Origin of the sequence: Streptomyces zhihengii (assembly GCF_016919245.1) — a bacterium.
GTDB lineage: Bacteria > Actinomycetota > Actinomycetes > Streptomycetales > Streptomycetaceae > Streptomyces > Streptomyces zhihengii.
Map to the genome: position 1 here is coordinate 536,190 of NZ_JAFEJA010000001.1, position 15,407 is coordinate 551,596.

At 73.3% G+C, this 15,407-nt stretch carries 12 protein-coding genes; 5 read left to right on the forward strand and 7 right to left on the reverse strand.

The window, feature by feature from the left end; genetic code table 11:
• Positions 1-83: 83 nt before the first annotated feature.
• A complete protein-coding gene (locus JE024_RS02290; protein WP_205371940.1) occupies positions 84-611 on the forward strand; it encodes a DinB family protein in 528 nt (175 codons plus the stop codon).
• Between the two features lie 26 nt (positions 612-637).
• On the opposite strand, the gene JE024_RS02295 is transcribed toward JE024_RS02290, so the two are convergent.
• A complete protein-coding gene (locus tag JE024_RS02295; RefSeq protein ID WP_205371941.1) occupies positions 638-826 on the reverse strand; it encodes a hypothetical protein in 189 nt (62 codons plus the stop codon).
• A 238-nt stretch (positions 827-1,064) separates the two neighbouring features.
• Here JE024_RS02295 and JE024_RS02300 point away from each other — a divergent pair, with 238 nt between their 5' ends.
• Positions 1,065-2,159, forward strand: a complete 1,095-nt coding sequence (locus JE024_RS02300) for a magnesium and cobalt transport protein CorA (RefSeq protein WP_205371942.1) — start codon at positions 1,065-1,067, stop codon at positions 2,157-2,159.
• A 44-nt stretch (positions 2,160-2,203) separates the two neighbouring features.
• Here JE024_RS02300 and JE024_RS02305 read toward each other — a convergent pair whose 3' ends face one another.
• On the reverse strand, positions 2,204-2,614 hold the full coding sequence (locus JE024_RS02305) for a RidA family protein (protein ID WP_205371943.1): 411 nt from the start codon (positions 2,612-2,614) through the stop codon (positions 2,204-2,206).
• An 85-nt stretch (positions 2,615-2,699) separates the two neighbouring features.
• On the opposite strand from JE024_RS02305, the gene JE024_RS02310 reads away from it, so the two are divergent.
• Both JE024_RS02310 and JE024_RS02315 read left to right on the forward strand, forming a co-directional pair.
• The gene (locus tag JE024_RS02310) at positions 2,700-3,071 is read left to right on the forward strand and encodes a winged helix-turn-helix transcriptional regulator (RefSeq protein ID WP_205371944.1); all 372 of its coding nucleotides are present in this window, start codon (positions 2,700-2,702) and stop codon (positions 3,069-3,071) included.
• A gap of 125 nt (positions 3,072-3,196) precedes the next feature.
• Positions 3,197-4,324 (forward strand): NHL repeat-containing protein, encoded by a 1,128-nt coding sequence (locus JE024_RS02315; RefSeq protein ID WP_205371945.1) that lies wholly within the window; start codon positions 3,197-3,199, stop codon positions 4,322-4,324.
• A 214-nt stretch (positions 4,325-4,538) separates the two neighbouring features.
• On the opposite strand, the gene JE024_RS02320 is transcribed toward JE024_RS02315, so the two are convergent.
• The 4 genes from JE024_RS02320 to JE024_RS02335 form a co-directional block, all read right to left on the reverse strand.
• Entirely contained in the window at positions 4,539-5,003 is a 465-nt protein-coding gene (locus JE024_RS02320; RefSeq protein ID WP_205371946.1) for a GNAT family N-acetyltransferase, read from the reverse strand.
• Between the two features lie 86 nt (positions 5,004-5,089).
• Positions 5,090-5,602 carry a molybdopterin-dependent oxidoreductase gene (locus JE024_RS02325; protein WP_205371947.1) on the reverse strand — a complete coding sequence of 171 codons (513 nt, stop codon included), beginning with the start codon at positions 5,600-5,602 and terminating at the stop codon, positions 5,090-5,092.
• A 148-nt stretch (positions 5,603-5,750) separates the two neighbouring features.
• Complete coding sequence (locus tag JE024_RS02330) at positions 5,751-8,534, reverse strand: molybdopterin-dependent oxidoreductase (RefSeq protein ID WP_205371948.1); 2,784 nt, start codon at positions 8,532-8,534, stop codon at positions 5,751-5,753.
• A complete protein-coding gene (locus tag JE024_RS02335; protein ID WP_205371949.1) occupies positions 8,531-9,367 on the reverse strand; it encodes an FAD binding domain-containing protein in 837 nt (278 codons plus the stop codon). Before JE024_RS02335 ends, JE024_RS02330 begins: the two co-directional genes overlap by 4 nt.
• A gap of 225 nt (positions 9,368-9,592) precedes the next feature.
• Here JE024_RS02335 and JE024_RS02340 point away from each other — a divergent pair, with 225 nt between their 5' ends.
• Positions 9,593-11,122 carry a PucR family transcriptional regulator gene (locus tag JE024_RS02340; RefSeq protein WP_205371950.1) on the forward strand — a complete coding sequence of 510 codons (1,530 nt, stop codon included), beginning with the start codon at positions 9,593-9,595 and terminating at the stop codon, positions 11,120-11,122.
• A gap of 27 nt (positions 11,123-11,149) precedes the next feature.
• On the opposite strand, the gene JE024_RS02345 is transcribed toward JE024_RS02340, so the two are convergent.
• Positions 11,150-15,391 (reverse strand): bifunctional nitrate reductase/sulfite reductase flavoprotein subunit alpha, encoded by a 4,242-nt coding sequence (locus tag JE024_RS02345; RefSeq protein ID WP_244882542.1) that lies wholly within the window; start codon positions 15,389-15,391, stop codon positions 11,150-11,152.
• Positions 15,392-15,407: the final 16 nt, after the last annotated feature.

Below are 15,407 nucleotides of genomic sequence, written 5' to 3' on the forward strand. Positions count from 1 at the left end.
CGGACCGGGCGGGGTGGCAACAGGCCGGACGGGCCCCGGAAACCTGATGGCCTGCCTCCGGGGCCGCGTGCGAGGATCGCGCGATGAGCAATCCCCGCTGCGATCTGCTGCGCTGGCAGTTCGACATGTGCTGGTCGCTGTTCGACTACCACCTGGAGCGGCTGGAGCCCGGCGACTTCCTGTGGGAGGCCGCCGATCTGTCGTGGACGGTGCGTCCGGACGCCGCCGGCAACTGGCTGCCCGACTGGGCCGACACCGAGCCCGACCCCCTCCCCGTCCCCACCATCGGCTGGCTGAGCTGGCACATCGGCTGGTGGTGGAGCACTGCCGTCGACCACGCAGGAGGACGCACGCCCCGGGAGCGTACGGACATCACGTGGCCGGGCAGCGGACCGGCGGCCGTCGCCTGGCTCCGGGACCTGCGTACCCAGTGGCTGGCGGTCCTCGACGAACTCACCGACGCCGACCTGGATGCAGCCTCCACACTGCCGTGGCAGACCCCGCCGGACAACACCGTCGGACACATGCTCGCCTGGCTGAACGCCGAACTGATGAAGAACGTCGCCGAGATCGGGCAGTTGCGGCTGCTGCGGGCGGCGTCGCAGCAATAGGGCTCCGGGGTCCCGCGCCCACCCGTTCAATGCCAGCCGGTGTACCCGTCCGGGCTCCCCTGCCCCGAGTCCGCCCCCAGAAGGCCGACCAGGAAGAGCACCACCACGATCAGCGCGAGCATCCACAGCCAGAAGTGGTCCGCGAATCCCGAAGCCCCCGGGCCCCGTGGACGGTCGTCACCGCGGTCCTCGGCGTCACTGTCCCCATCGGTCACCCCGCACCCCCTTTGTCCGTCTTCATGGCACTGCGCCGGCACCCTCGGCGTCAAGCCCTCCGACGGCGTCGACCCTCCGTGAGGGCTGTGCCCACTCCCGGGGGGCACGTCCGGCCCCGGATTTCGGACTACTGCCCGCCCCGCCGCACCAGTACTGTCTCGTCGATGAGCACGGGACGCCCGGGCCGGCGCCGCCGCCCCCGGGGGTTGCCGATCGGCCCGGCGGAGGAGCAGCGACATGTCGGTGGTCAAGAGCCTGCGCAAGGTGGCACGCCTGGCGCGGCGACCGCGCCGTGTCGACCTCAGCCACCCCGCCCGCTCACCGCTCGGCAGCACGGTCGTCAACTGCGTCGCCTACCGCGCGGGCCGCCGGATCACGGGCGGGGTCCCCGTCGAGGAGACCGTCCGGCAGGTCCGCAGGCACGGGGACGGCTTCGTCTGGATCGGCCTGCACGAGCCGTCCGAGGAGGAGTTCGCGGGCATCGTGGAGCTCTTCGGCCTCCACCCCCTGGCCGTCGAGGACGCCGTCCACGCACACCAGCGCCCGAAGCTGGAGCAGTACGGCGAGGTCGTGTTCACCGTGTTCAAGACGGTCACCTACGTCGAGCACGAGCAGCTCACCGCCACCAGCGAAGTCGTCGACACCGGCGAGATCATGGTCTTCACCGGCCGCGACTTCGTGGTGACCGTCCGGCACGGCCGCCACGGCTCTCTCGGCCCGCTGCGCGAAGCCCTGGAGTCCGACGCCGAACAGCTCGCCAAGGGCCCCGCGGCGGTCCTGCACGCGATCGCGGACCACGTCGCCGACGACTACCTCGCCGTGGCCGACGCCATCCAGGAGGACATCGACCAGGTCGAGACCGACGTGTTCTCGCCCCAGAGCTCCACGGCCGCCAACGCCGGCCGGGTCTACCAGCTCAAGCGCGAACTCCTCGAGTTCAAGCGCGCCGTCGTCCCGCTCTCACGACCGCTCACCGCGCTCGCCACCGAACCGTGTCCCGCGATCGACGCCGGGATGAGGCCGTACTTCCGGGACGTCGCCGACCATGTCGCCCGTGCCACCGACCAGATCGCCTCCTTCGACAACCTGATCGACTCGATCCTCCAGGCGCACCTGGCGCAGGTGACCGTCGCCCAGAACGAGGACATGCGCAAGATCACCGCCTGGGCCGCCGTCATCGCCGTCCCGACGATGGTCTGCGGCGTCTACGGCATGAACTTCGCGCACATGCCCGAACTCCGCTGGACCTACGGCTATCCCCTCGTCCTCGCCGTGATCGCCACCGCCTGCGCCCTCATCCACCGCGGGTTCAAGCGCAACGGCTGGCTGTGAGGCCGAGCGCCCGCGCACACGGTGACGAGGCCCGGATCGGAGGTTCAGTCCACGAGCGCCGTCGCCTCGACCTCGACGAGGACATCCGGCTCGAAGAGGTACTCGACCCCGATGAGGGAGGCCGGGGGCAGGGGTGCCGGGAGGCCGATCTCCCCGGCGACGGATTCGACACCGGCCATGAAGTCGCCGATCTTCTCCGGGGTCCACCCGGTCACGTAGAACGTCAGGCGCAGCACGTCCGCGAAGGTCGCACCGGCGCCCGTCAGTCCGACGGCCGTGTTGCGCAGCGCCTGGGCGACCTGTCCGGCCAGATCGCCGGGTGCGACGGGGGCCCCGTCGGCCCGGCGTGCGATCTGGCCGCTGACGTGGATGTGCCTCGTCCCTGTGCCCACGGCGACGTGGTGGTAGGGCACCGGGCTGAGCATGCCCGGCGGGGTGACGTGCTGAACGGCCATGAGATCTCTCCTCAGTGGAGGTCAGTGCAGGTATCTTGAAGCTACCTAGTAGGAGAAGGACACTTCAACGAGACCAGGTTTCGCCATGGATACCGCCGACGGGGTCCGTATCGCCGCCCCGCACCGCGAGCTGCTCGACCAGATCCTCGACAAGTGGTCGCTCAGCGTCCTCAACGAGCTCTGCGAGCGACCGTGCCGCTTCAACGAACTGCGCCGGGCCGTCCCCCAGGTCACGCAGAAGTCCCTCACCGCCACGCTCCGGCGCCTGGAGCGCAACGGTGTGATCGAACGCGAGGTCGTCTCCACCCGCCCCGTGGCGGTCAGGTACCGGATCACACCCCTGGGCAAGACCCTCCGGCCTCCCGTCGACGTGCTGCTGGCCTGGGCCTCGCGGAACATGCCCGCCGTCGAGCGGGCACGCGAGGTCTTCGACGGAGGTGAGGAGGCCGGGGCGTGAGGGACGCCTGCGAGACGGGTGAGGGAGACCCGCGGGAGGGATGAAACATTTCCCGCGGCTCGGCGCGTCGAAGTGATGAGAGAGCACACGCATCACGCACTTCACACGAACCGAGGATGCCCTACATGCTTCGTTCCCTGCCCCGTGCGACAACCGCCCTGGCCCTGGGAGTGGCGGCTGTCGTCGTCACCGCCGTCCCCTCCGCCGCGGCCCCCGTCCAGAACTGGCGGGACGTCAGTCCGCCGAACAGCGACGGCAGCGTGCTGTTCGACATCGAGACCACGCGGGGCGCGACCTGGGCCGTGGGCGTGCACAGCGACGAGACCACCCGCCCCTCCGCGCCGGTGGCTCTGCGCTGGACCGCCAAGGGCTGGCAGGCGCCCCCTCAGCCCGCCGACCACGGGCGCCTGGACGACCTGGCGGCCGGGGCACCGGACGAGGTCTGGGCCGTGGGCTACCGCCACGAACCCGTGGGGGAATCGGACTGGGACCGAGGGCGCGCGCTGCTCCAGCACTGGGACGGCACCCGGTGGAGCGAGGTGCACCCGCCGTTCCCGGCCCAGGCGACGAACACGTATCTGTCCGCGGTCGACGTGGACGCGGCCGGCTCGGTCTGGGTGTTCGGCAGCTTCACCGACGCGGACGGGGAGTACACGTCGGCACTCTTCCGGGGGGACGCGGACGGGGAGGGGGACCTGACGCGCCTGTCCGGGGACACGGGGCTCAACTGGGTTGCGGAACTGAAGGCGACCCGTGGGGGAATCGTCTACGCCGTCGGTGACGGCATCTCCCGCTTCGACGGCACGACGTGGACCAAGCAGAACCTGCCGGCCACGCTCGACACGGCGCTGTTCGACGGGATCGAGACACGCACCGCGAACGAGATATGGGCGGTCGGGCACCAGAGGGACGACACCCTGTGGCGGCGCCCCGTGGTCGTGCGCTACGACGGCCGTGCCTGGAGCACGGTCGCCGCTCCCGCCGAGACGGGCCAGCTGTTCGACATCGCCTTCGACGGCCTGGGCCGTCCGGTCGTGGTGGGCGAGACCATGGACCCCGAGGTCAACCCGGCCGGGAACTACGTCCTGACGCCTGGCCCGGACGGCAGCCTCACGCGCAGCGAGGAGCCGCCGGGCGCGGGCTTCCTCTACGCCGCGGCGACGGACGCCGCGGGCCGCGTGTGGACGGCCGGCGGGGCCGCGGGGGCCGAGGGCGGGGTCTCCCCGTCCGCCTATGCGGGCATCCGCCGCTGACCGGAGCGCGGGAGTGGCGGACCGGAGCGCGGAAGTCGCGGACCGGAGCGCAACAGTCGCTGACCGAGGCCCGTTTCACCGGGAGGTGGAGCGGGCCTCCCCGCTGCCGGCGGCACCGCCGGCCGGATGCCCGGCGGCGGCGGGACCGTGGTGGCGCGATCCGGCGCGGCAGCGGGACCGTGGTGGCGCGATCCGGCGCGGCGGGAACGCGGGTTCAGCTCAGTTCCAGCACGCCCACCGTCTGGTCCCCGCTGGTCTCTCCGGTCGGGCGGAAGCCGAGTGCCCGGTAGAAACCCGCCGGGCCGTCCGGTCCGGGATGCCAGGTGGTCGTCAGCCGCGTGCCTCCGCGGCGCCGGATCTCGTCGGCGACGGACCGCACGGCGAAGCGTCCGAGGCCGCGGCCCTGCTGTCCGTCGGCGATGTTGAGACGCCAGAGCCCCGAGCGGAAGTCGGTTCCCCCGCCGGTCCGGTCGATGTCGAAGAAGGCCATGAGGAACCCGACGGCCTCGTCGCCGTCGCAGATGAGCCGGGGCCAGGCGGTGCCGGGGTGGACGTACGCCTCGGCGAGTGACTTCACCACGGGTGCCACCAGGTGTTCCTGGTCGGGGCGGACCCTGAGGGCGACGGCGTTCTCGAAGTTGTCAGGAGTGATCTCCCGCAGGTGCAGCGAAGGGGGCATGTCCGCACTCTAAGCCGGTGCCGCACGGGCGCTTCGCCGGGTGCCGCCGGGTGCGAGCGGGCCGCCCCGCCCCGGGACCGCCCCGATCACGGGCGCGCGCCCGGCGGTGTCCTTCCGGGCGGAGACCCGATCCAGATCCCCGTGACGGCGCTGACGTAGCGGGCGCCGCACCGGTCGGACGGGACGACGAGCTGCGGGCCCGGCCGATCGAGCGCCTGATCGTCCATCACCGTCGCCAGCAGGACGGGGGCGTCGCCGAAATCGGCGTCGATCTCCGCCCAGGACACGAGCGTGTGATGCCCGTCGCCGCCGCTCACGGCGAGCAGGAAGCGGGAGCGCTCCTTGCGCCGGGCGGGGTCGAAGCGCGGTCGCGCCCGGGTGGCGACCTCGCGCAGGAGAGGCCCGCTGAAGGTGTGGTGCTGGGGCCCCGCGGTGGCGCAGTCGAAGACGACCTCGGCCCGGTGCTGCTCCCAGTCCCGGCGGAGGTCGGCGACGGTGAGGGTGACGGGCCCGGCCACGTCTCCCCACAGCGTGAGGGATCCGGCGGGTGCCGGGGTGGTGGCGGGCGCGGGGCGGGGTGCGGCGTTCGGTCGGCTCATCGGCGTTCCCCTCGCAGCGGTCGGGTGCGGCGGCTGCGCACAGTGATACCCGACTGCCGGGCCCGGGAATCGTGACTGCGAGGTAAAGACGGCTCTTCACCTTGTATCTGAGAGCTTGTTACGAGTAGACGGCTTCTATACGCCCGTACTATTCCCCCATGCCCCGCTGCCGCCGGTCGAGGGCGAGCCAGAGGCGGTCCCGGGTGACGGGCAGTTCGGTGAAACGGATGCCCGTGGCGTCGCACAGCGCGTTGGCGAAGGCCGGGGCGACGGGGTTGAAGGGGCTCTCGCTCATCGACTTGGCGCCGAGCGGCCCGATCGCGTCGGACGTCTCGGTGAAGTGCACCTCGGTGCGGGGCACGTCGGCGTACTGCGGGAGCCGGTAGCGGCGGAACGCGGCCGTGGTGACCTCGCCCCGCCCGTCCACCCGCACGTTCTCGAAGAGGGTGGCGCCCAGCGCCTGGGCGACCCCGCCCTCGACCTGGCCGCGGCACTGCATGGGGTTCATGACCTTGCCGGCGTCGGCGGCGTGGACGCTGCGCAGGATGCGGATCTCCCCGGTGCCGGGGTCGACGGCGAGACGGAACCACTGGGCGTTGAACGCCACCGAGCGCGGCGAGCCGCCCCAGTGTCCGTCGGCGGCCAGCTCGCCGGCCGCGCCGAGGGCGTGCCCCGCCTCGTACAGCTCCTTGAGGCTGACGGTCCGTCCGGCGCAGTCGACGGACTCGGCGCCCAGCACGCACAGGTGCCGGGCCACGCCCGTGTGGCGTGCGGCGAGGCCGCGCAGCCGCTCGGCCAGCGCCGTCGCCGCCAGCAGCACGGCCTTGCCTGCGACGACGGTGCCGGCCGAGCCGAAGGCGCCGGTGTCGTGCCGGACGACGTCGGTGTCGGACTGCCGGACGGTGAGCCGGTCCTCCGTGGTGTTCAGGGCGCCCGCGGTGATCTGCTGGTGGACGGTGGTGGTGCCGTTGCCGAACTCCGCCGTGCCGACGGCGATGTCGTATCTGCCGTCCTCCAGGAGGGACACCCGGGCGTCGGCGTGGTGCCCGCCCGGCGGGCCGGTGGCGATCATCGCCAGGGCGGCGCCCTGTCCGACCATCCACCCCTCGGGGGCGTCCTCGGCGCTCCGGTCCTCCTCCAGCGCGCCGCGCACCACGGACAGGCACTGGTCGAGCCCGTAGGAGGCGATGTGCAGGTCCTCCTCCTCACCGATCGGGCTGTGCATGCCCTCGCCGGGACCGATGACGTTCTTCTCGCGGAAGGCCAGCGGATCCATGCCGAGGCGGCGGGCGAGCTCGTCCATGACGGACTCGACCGCGAACGTGACCTGTCCGAGCCCGTAGCCGCGGAAGGCGCCGGCCGGGACGACGTTGGTGTAGACGGACCAGGCGTCGACCTTCTTGTGCGGGGCGCGGTACACGGCGAAGGACTCGCCGACGCTGTGGAACATCACCGCGGGGCCGTGGTTGCCGTAGGCCCCGGTGTTCGCCACCACCCGCATCCGCACGGCGGTGAGGGTGCCGTCCGCGCGCGCCCCCATCGTGATGCCGATGGTGAACGGGTGCCGCGTGGTCGCCCCGTGGAACTGCTCGGCGCGGGTGTACTCCAGCTTCACCGGCCGGCGCAGCCTCAGCGCGGCCAGCGTCACGATGTCCTCGGTGAGCATCTCCTGCTTGCCGCCGAACCCGCCGCCGACCCGGCCCGCCACCACCCGCACCCCGTCCTCCGGCAGTCCGTACAGCGCGCACAGCGCCCGCCGGGTCAGGAACGGGGTCTGCGTGGAGGACCGCACCGTCAGCCGCTCGCCCGAACCGTCCTCCTTCGGCTCGAAGTACGCGACGCAGCCGTGCGTCTCCAGGCTCGCGTGCTGCACGCGCTGGGTGCGGAAGGTGCCCTCGTACACGACGTCCGCCTCGGCGAGGCCCCGTTCGACGTCCCCGATCTCGCCGTGCACCTCGCCCGCGACGTTGTCCGCGACGCGGGCGATCCGCGCCTCGGGCCCCTTGCCGGCGTGGACGACGGGGGCGCCGGGCCGCATCGCCTCCTCCGGGTCGGTGACGTGCGGCAGCACCTCGTAGGTCACCTCGATCCGGCGGCAGCCCTCCTCGGCCGCCTGCTCGCTGTCCGCGACGACGGCCGCGACCCGCTGGCCCACGTACCGCACCACGTCGTCCAGGACGCGGGTGTCGTCGGGATCCTCCGTCGGGTGCTCGTGCCGGGCGCTGGAGTAGAGGGTCGCGGGGGCGTCCTCGTGGGTGAGGACGGCGTGCACCCCGGGCACCCGCAGTGCGGCGGCGGTGTCGACGGCGAGGATGCGGGCGTGCGGGTGCGGGGAGCGCAGCAGCTTCATGTGGAGCAGTCCCGGCACCTCGACGTCGAAGGTGTAGCGCGCCGTCCCGGTGACGACCTGCGGGCCGGCGGGCGCGGCGACGTTGCGGCCCACGGCCGCTCCCGCGCAGGGCCGTTCGACGTGCCGCGTGCCGCGGACGGCGTCCTCGATCGCCCGGTAGCCGGTGCAGCGGCAGATGTTGCCCTTGAAGGCGCGGGGGAGGTCGTCGAGCTTGCCGTCGTCGTCCGGGGTGCCGCGCTCGGCCTCCAGGGCGGCCGTCGTCATCAGGAAGCCCGCGGTGCAGAAGCCGCACTGGTAGCCCTGCGCGTCGAGGAACCTCCTCTGCACGGGATGGAGTTCGCCGTCCGGCGAGGCGAGGCCCTCCACCGTGGTGACGGACCGGCCGCGCGCCCGCACGGCGGGATACAGGCAGCTGTGCACGGGCTCGCCGTCGACGTGCACGGTGCAGGCGCCGCAGTCCCCCGCGTCGCAGCCCTTCTTCACCCCGAACCAGCCGCGCTCGCGCAGGTAGGTGCGCAGACACTGGCCGGCGCGCGGCTCGTCCCGCGCGAAGCGGCCGTTGACGTGGACGCCGAAGCTCATCGCGCACCCTCCAGGGGGCCGGTCCCGGTCAGTTCGCGGCGGACCTCCTCGGCGAGGCGCAGGCCCATGTGCCGCCGCCACTCGGGCAGTCCGTGGATGTCGTCGAACCACTCGGCCGCCGACACGGCGGAGTCGACGGCCGCCCGGAGGTGCGCCGCCGTGGGCGGCAGCGGGAACCAGAGGCGGAACGGGCGGGTGGTGGCCGCGGTCACCGTCACCGCGAGTGAGCCGTCCACCGGGTCGAGCGTCCCGATCACCAGCGCGGCGGAGCGGCCGAGGCCGTACAGGGACACCTGACGGAACGCCGTCCGGCACCCCAGCGCCCGTGCGGGCAGGGTCACCGACCGCAGCAACTCGCCCTCGGCGAGGTCCTTGGCCCCCTCGCCCCGTACGAAGTCGGCCGCTTTCACCTCGCGCGTCGCCCCGTCCTGTGCCAGCAGCAGGCAGCTCCCGTCGAGTGCGGCGGTCAGCGAGATCATCGGCCCGGCCGGGAGGGCGTTGCACAGGTTGCCGCCGACCGTCGCCATGTTCCAGATCTTGAACGAGGCGAGGAAGGCCCGGCAGCACTGCTCGAACAGGGGCGCGGCGGCGGCGGGAGAACGCCGGCCGAACCGGGCGAGCTGCGCGATCGTGCAGGTGGCGGCGATCTCCAGCGAGCCGTCCGCACGGTGCGTCAGCGGCTCCCAGCCCATCCGGCTCAGGTCCACCAGCCGGCGCAGGTGCGGCTGCGGCTCGGAGAACAGATACGTCCCGCCCCCCAGCCATGCGTCGCCCGGACGCCAGGGTTCGCGCCGGTGCGCGCCCCGTATGCCGGCGATCGTGTTCAGGTCCATCCTGTCTGCCCTCCGAACGGTGTCTTCAGGCCAGTGAAGCCCGGGCACCGGCAGCCGCACGACTGGACGGGACCCCGGAAAACGACCACCGCCCAGCCGTCTCCCCTGGAGGATCGACCAAGAGCTGTTTTCCGTCAGGACCATGGCATCTACGATGCAGCGACTCGTATCGGGCTCGCGAATGCGAGCACCGGTGCGGCCCCGTGATCGCGCAAGGAGCCTCGTATGCACGTCGGCCATCTCCTCCGGACCGACCGTCTGGACCTGACCCTCGTCTGGGGCGACGAGGCACTGCTCGGCCAGGAGATCGCGGGGGTCACCGCGACCGATCTGGAGGACCCGGCGCGCTTCCTCCAGCCCGGCGAGATCGTGCTCAGCGGACTCGTGTGGTGGAACCGGGACGACTCGGGGGGCAAGGCGGACCGGTTCGTGGCCGCCTTGCACCGGGCGGGAGCCGTGGCGCTCCTCGCCGGCGAGGAGACCCACGGGCACGTGCCCCGCGTACTCGCCGATGCCTGCCGCAGACACCGCATCGCCCTCATCGCCGTCCCGTCGCACACCAGCTTCCGGGCCGTCACCGAATCGGTGTACCTGCGGCAGTGGGGAGATCTCAGCGGGCGGCCCGGCGCCCACCACGCCCTGCCGGAGAACGTCCGGCTGGACCTCGACCGGGCGCTGGAGGGCGGGGAGCCGGTGGACCGGCTGCTCGACCGGGCCTTCGCCCATCTCGGCGCGCCCGCGTGCCATCTGCTCACCCCCAGCGGACGCACCGTCGCCCGCACCGCCGATGCCGCCCGGCTGGGCGCGCGCGAGGCCGTGGCGGCGCTGGGCGGTGGGCAGGGCACGACGCTTCGTGTCGAAGCCGAGGGCACCGGCTTCGACACCTGGTACCTGCACCTGCCGGAGGCGGGACAGGTCCCGCCGAGGGCCCTCGCGGAGATATCCGAACTCCTGGGCCGGCACCGGCGCCGTGAGGACCGGCGGCGGGCGGGGCGCGGCCCGGCCGGGGCCCGGCTGATCGAGGCCGTCGGCGCCCTGCGCGCCGACACCGACCGCCTCCGGCGCGCGCTGGGCTCCTGCGGGCTGGCCGGCCGGTCCGCCTACACGGTCGTCGCCGCGGCCCTGGAACCCAACGGGGGCGCCGGCGCCGACGGCGTCGCCGCGCTCACCGAGGCCCTGAGCCACCTGCCGTCCCCCGCCTTCGCCGTCGCCCTGGGCGAGGCCGACGAGGCGACGGCGATCCTCGCGCACGAGGACGGCGCGGGCGGCGAGGTGCGCGAACGCCTGGCGGGGGTGTGGCCGCTGATCCACTCCTGCCGGCCGGAGAGCGCCTGGCATGCCGGTGTGAGCGAACCCGTCGCCGCCACGGCTCTGCCCACGGCGCTGACGCAGGCCCGGTACGGGCTCGCCGCGGCCCGTGGCGCGACACCGCCGTCGCCGCGGGTGGTCGCGCTCCGTGACCTGGGCGGGCTGGCTCCGCTCCTCGCCGGTGTCCCGGCTTCCGTGCGCGACGTCTATCGCGAGACCGCTCTGGGGCCGCTGTCGCGGGCCGGGCGAGGGTCGGGCGCCATGCTGCTGGAGACCCTGGAGACCTTCCTGGCGCACGACTGCTCCTGGGCGCGGACCGCCGAGGCCCTGCACGTCCACGTGAACACGGTCCACTACCGCGTCGAACGCATCGAGGCCCTCACCGGCCGCGACCTGTCCCGCCTCGACGACCGGGCGGACCTGCGTGCCGCGCTACTGTGCCGCTGACCCGCCGCCGAGCCGCCCTCACCGTGTTCAGTAGACGTCGCGGACGTACCGCTTCTCCGCGGCGAGCCGGCGCACGTACGCGTCCGCTTCCTCGTCGCTCATCCGCCCGTGCCGGGCGACGAGTTCCCGGAGCACCCCGTCGACGTCCTTCGCCATCCGGGCCGCGTCGCCGCACACGGCGAGGTGCGCGCCGTCCCGGAGCCAGGACCACAGGGCGGCCCCGTGCTCGCGCATACGGTGCTGCACGTAGACCTTGGCCCGCTGGTCACGGGAGAAGGCGGTGTCGAGCCGGTCGAGGTGGCCGCTCGCCAGGTGGCCTTCGAGCTCCTCGCGGTAGTAGAAGTCGGTGGCTTCGCGCTGCTCGCCGAAGAACAGCCAGTTGCGGCCGGTGTGTCCGCGGGCCAGACGGTCCTCCAGGAAGCCGGCGAAGGGTGCCACACCCGTCCCGGGCCCGACCATGATCAGAGGGGCCGTGGGGTCGGCCGGTGGGCGGAAGTGCGCGGCGCGCTGCACGAAGACCTGGACCGGGCCGTCGTCGGCGTGGTCGGCGAGGTAGGCGGAGCAGACACCGGTGCGCTCGCGGCCCCGGTCGTTTCTCCAGCGGACCACGGAGACGGTGAGGCGGACCTCGTCCGGGTGGGCGAGGGGGCTGGACGAGATCGAGTACAGGCGCGGCTGGAGGCGTTTGAGGACGCCCGTCCAGTCGGCGGCCGAGGCGCGGACGGGGTACGCGCCGATGAGGTCGGCTGCCTGGAGTCCCCAGCTCCATTTGGCGAGTTCGTCCTTGTGGCCGGGGCGCAGCAGTCGTCTGAGGTCGTTGCTCCCGGTGCGGTCGGCCACGAACCGCAGCAGGTCCGGTGTGATGCGTGCGAGGTCGAACCGTGTCCGCAGGGCCTCGGCGAGCGGCAGCGGCCCGGTGTCGTCGGCGGTGACGGGCTCGGCGGGGTCGAGTCCGGTGAGGGCGAGCCATTCGGTCACGAGGCCGGCGCTGTTGGCGGGCCACACGCCGAGGGCGTCGCCCGCCTCGTAGGCCAGCTCGCCACCCCGCGTGTCGAAGGCGAACCGGCGTACCTCCTTGTGGGAGCCGGGCCGGCTCAGGAGCCGGTTCCCGACGAGGAGGGTGGGGAACGGGGAGGTCCTGGAGTACGAAACGGGGGCCGCGGACGGCGCCGACGCGGGCGCGGGCGCGGTGGCGACCCTCGGTGCCGGTGCAGGTGCCGTTGCCGTTGCCGGGACGGCAGGAGGGGACGGGGCGGCAGGAGGGGCCGGGGCGGCGAGCAGCGGGAGGAGGGCGGAGAGCCAGGCCGCGGAGCGCTCCTCGTGGTCGGGTTCGCAGTCGGTGCGCGGGTGCAGGCGGACCGCCCCGAGTTCCGCGAGCCGTTCGTCCACGCGCCGTCCGTGACCGCAGAAGTCGTCGTAGGCGGAGTCCCCGAAGGCGAGCACGGAGAACCGCACGCCTTCCAGGCGGGGTGCTCCGGGCGAGCTGAGGGCCTGCCAGAAGGCGCTGCCGTTGTCCGGGGCGTCGCCGTCGCCGAACGTGCTCGTCAGCACCACCAGGTCGGTGTCCGCGCCGAGGTCCGCGAGGTCGGCGTCCGCCATGGGGAGCAGCGCCACGGGTCTTCCGGCCCCGGAGCACCGGGCGGCGACCGTCGTCGCGAACTCCTCGGCGGTGCCCGTCTGGGAGGCCCACAGGACCACGAGCGGCCGGGTTTGGGCCGCGGGCTCCCCCGGTCCGTCCGCGGCCGCCCCGGCGGGCCCGGGCACGGCGGCCGGTGCCGGGGCGGCCGCGCGGGAGTACAGGCCCGCCAGCATCCCGTCCACCCAGAGGCGGCGGCCGTCGGCGAGGGGCGCCGAGGCGGGCAGGACCGGCACCCGGCCGTCGGCGGGGGCGCCCGCCAGGGCGGCCGCATAGCCGGCCAGGTAGGTGCGCTCCGGCCCGGTGAACGCCGGGGTCCCGACGTCGGCGACGCCGAGCAGGGTGGCCAGGGCGCTCGCCGGCACCCGGGTGACGGGGGCCTCGTCCCGGGCCTCCTCCGGCGCGTCCGCCGTGTCGTGCGTGGCCGGGGAAGGCGGCACGGGGGCCGTCGTCCTGGTCAGCGACACGGCGCACACCTTGAACTCGGGCTGGAAGGAGAGCGGGTCGACGGCGTCGTTGGTGACGGCGTTGACGCTGAGGTACTCGCCGAAGAGGTCGTTCCAGTGGAAGGGCGCGAAGCAGTTCCCCGGAAGGACGCGGTCGGTGACCACCGCGGGCAGCACGGCCCGGCCCCGGCGCGAGGCGATCTCCAGGTGGTCCCCTTCGGCGACGCCGAGCGTGAGGGCGTCCTCGGGGTGGATCTCGACGAAGGGGCCGGGGTCGAGCTTCACCAGTTTCGCGACCTTGCCGGTCTTCGTGAGCGTGTGCCACTGGTGCTGGAGGCGCCCGGTGTTGAGGACGAACGGGTACTCGTCGTCGGGCAGTTCGGCGGCGGGAAGGTGCGGCCGGGCGAAGAACCGGGCGCGCCCGCTCGGGGTGGGGAAGGCCAGCCGCGGGCGGCTGCCGTCCTCCCGGACGAGAAGCGTCTGGCTGACGCCGCCGTTCAGGTAGCGGACCGGATTGCGGTCCGGGCCGTCGGCCGCGGGGGCCGGCCACTGGACGGGCGTGCCGCGCAGCCGTTCGTAGGTGACACCGCGCAGGTCCCAGCCGGTCACCGGGTTCCACGCCTGCTTGAGCTCCTCGAACACCTCCTCGGCGCAGGTGTAGCCGAAGGCGTCGGCGAAACCCATCGCGCACGCCACACGGGCGATGAGCTGCCAGTCGGGCAGCGCCTGGCCCGGCGGGTCGACGACCCCCTGGACGAGGGTGAGGTTGCGCTCGGAGTTGACCATGACGCCGTCGGACTCGGCCCACAGCGTGGCGGGCAGCACCACGTCCGCGTAGCCGTTGGTCTCCGTCTCCGCGAACACGTCCTGTGTGACGACGAGTTCGGCGGCCTCCAGGGCCGCGATGACGGTCCTGCGGTTGGCGACCGAGGCCACCGGGTTGGTGCAGATGATCCAGCAGGCCTTGATGTCCCCGGCCGCCATGCGTTCGAACATCTCGACCGTGCCGCGCCCGACGTCGGTGCGCAGTGTCCCCTCGGGGACGCCCCACAGGCCCTCGACCCGGGCGCGATCGGCGTCCACCAGCACCGACCGCTGCCCGGGCAGGCCGGGGCCCATGTAGCCCATCTCGCGCCCGCCCATGGCGTTCGGCTGCCCGGTCAGGGAGAACGGGCCGGATCCCGGCCGGCAGATCGCTCCGGTCGCCAGATGCAGGTTCACCAGTGCGTTGGTGTTCCAGGTGCCGTGGGTCGACTGGTTGAGCCCCATCGTCCAGCAGCTCATCCACTCCCCGGCCTCCCCGATCCACCGGGCGGCCTGCCGGATGGCGTCCTCGGGGATGCCGGTGATCCCGGCGACCGCGGCGGGCGGGTAGTCGGCGAGGAAGGTGGTCATCTCCTCCCAGCCCTCGGTGAACCCGGCGACGAACTCCTCGTCCACATGCCCGTTCTCGACGAGCAGGTGCAGCAGGCCGTTGAGCAGCGCGAGGTCCGTGCCCGGGGTGATCTGGAGGAAGAGGTCGGCCTTGTCGGCGGTGGCGTTGCGCCGGGGGTCGACGACGATCAGCTTCGCCCCGGCGGCCTTGATCCGGTCCGTCATCCGCAGGAAGAGGATCGGGTGGCAGTCGGCCATGTTGGAGCCGATCACGAAGAACACGTCCGCGTGATCGATGTCCGTGTACGAACCGGGCGGACCGTCCGCGCCCAGGGACAGCTTGTAGCCGGTGCCCGCCGAGGCCATGCACAGCCGGGAGTTGGACTCGATCTGGTTCGTCCGCACGAACCCCTTGGCCAGCTTGTTCGCCAGGTACTGCGCCTCCAGCGACATCTGCCCCGAGACGTAGAACGACAGGGCGTCGGGCCCGTGCGCGTCCAGGATCGCGCGCAGTCGCGCCGCGACGTCCGCGACGGCCGCGTCGACGTCCGTCGCGACCGGCTCGCCGCCCCGCTCGGCCCGAACCAGGGCCGTCGCCGCCCGGCCGGGGGCGGCCATCATGTCGGCGCTGGTGGCCCCCTTGGTGCACAGCCGTCCGAAGTTCGCGGGGTGGGCCCTGTCGCCGGACGCCTTCGCGGCCCGCCGCCGTCCCGTCACCGGGTCCCGCTCGATGCCGAGGACGATGCCGCAGCCGACCCCGCAGTACGAACAGGCCGTCCGCACGGACCCGGTCCCCGCTTCCCCCGACGCCACCGGAGCCCCTCTCCTC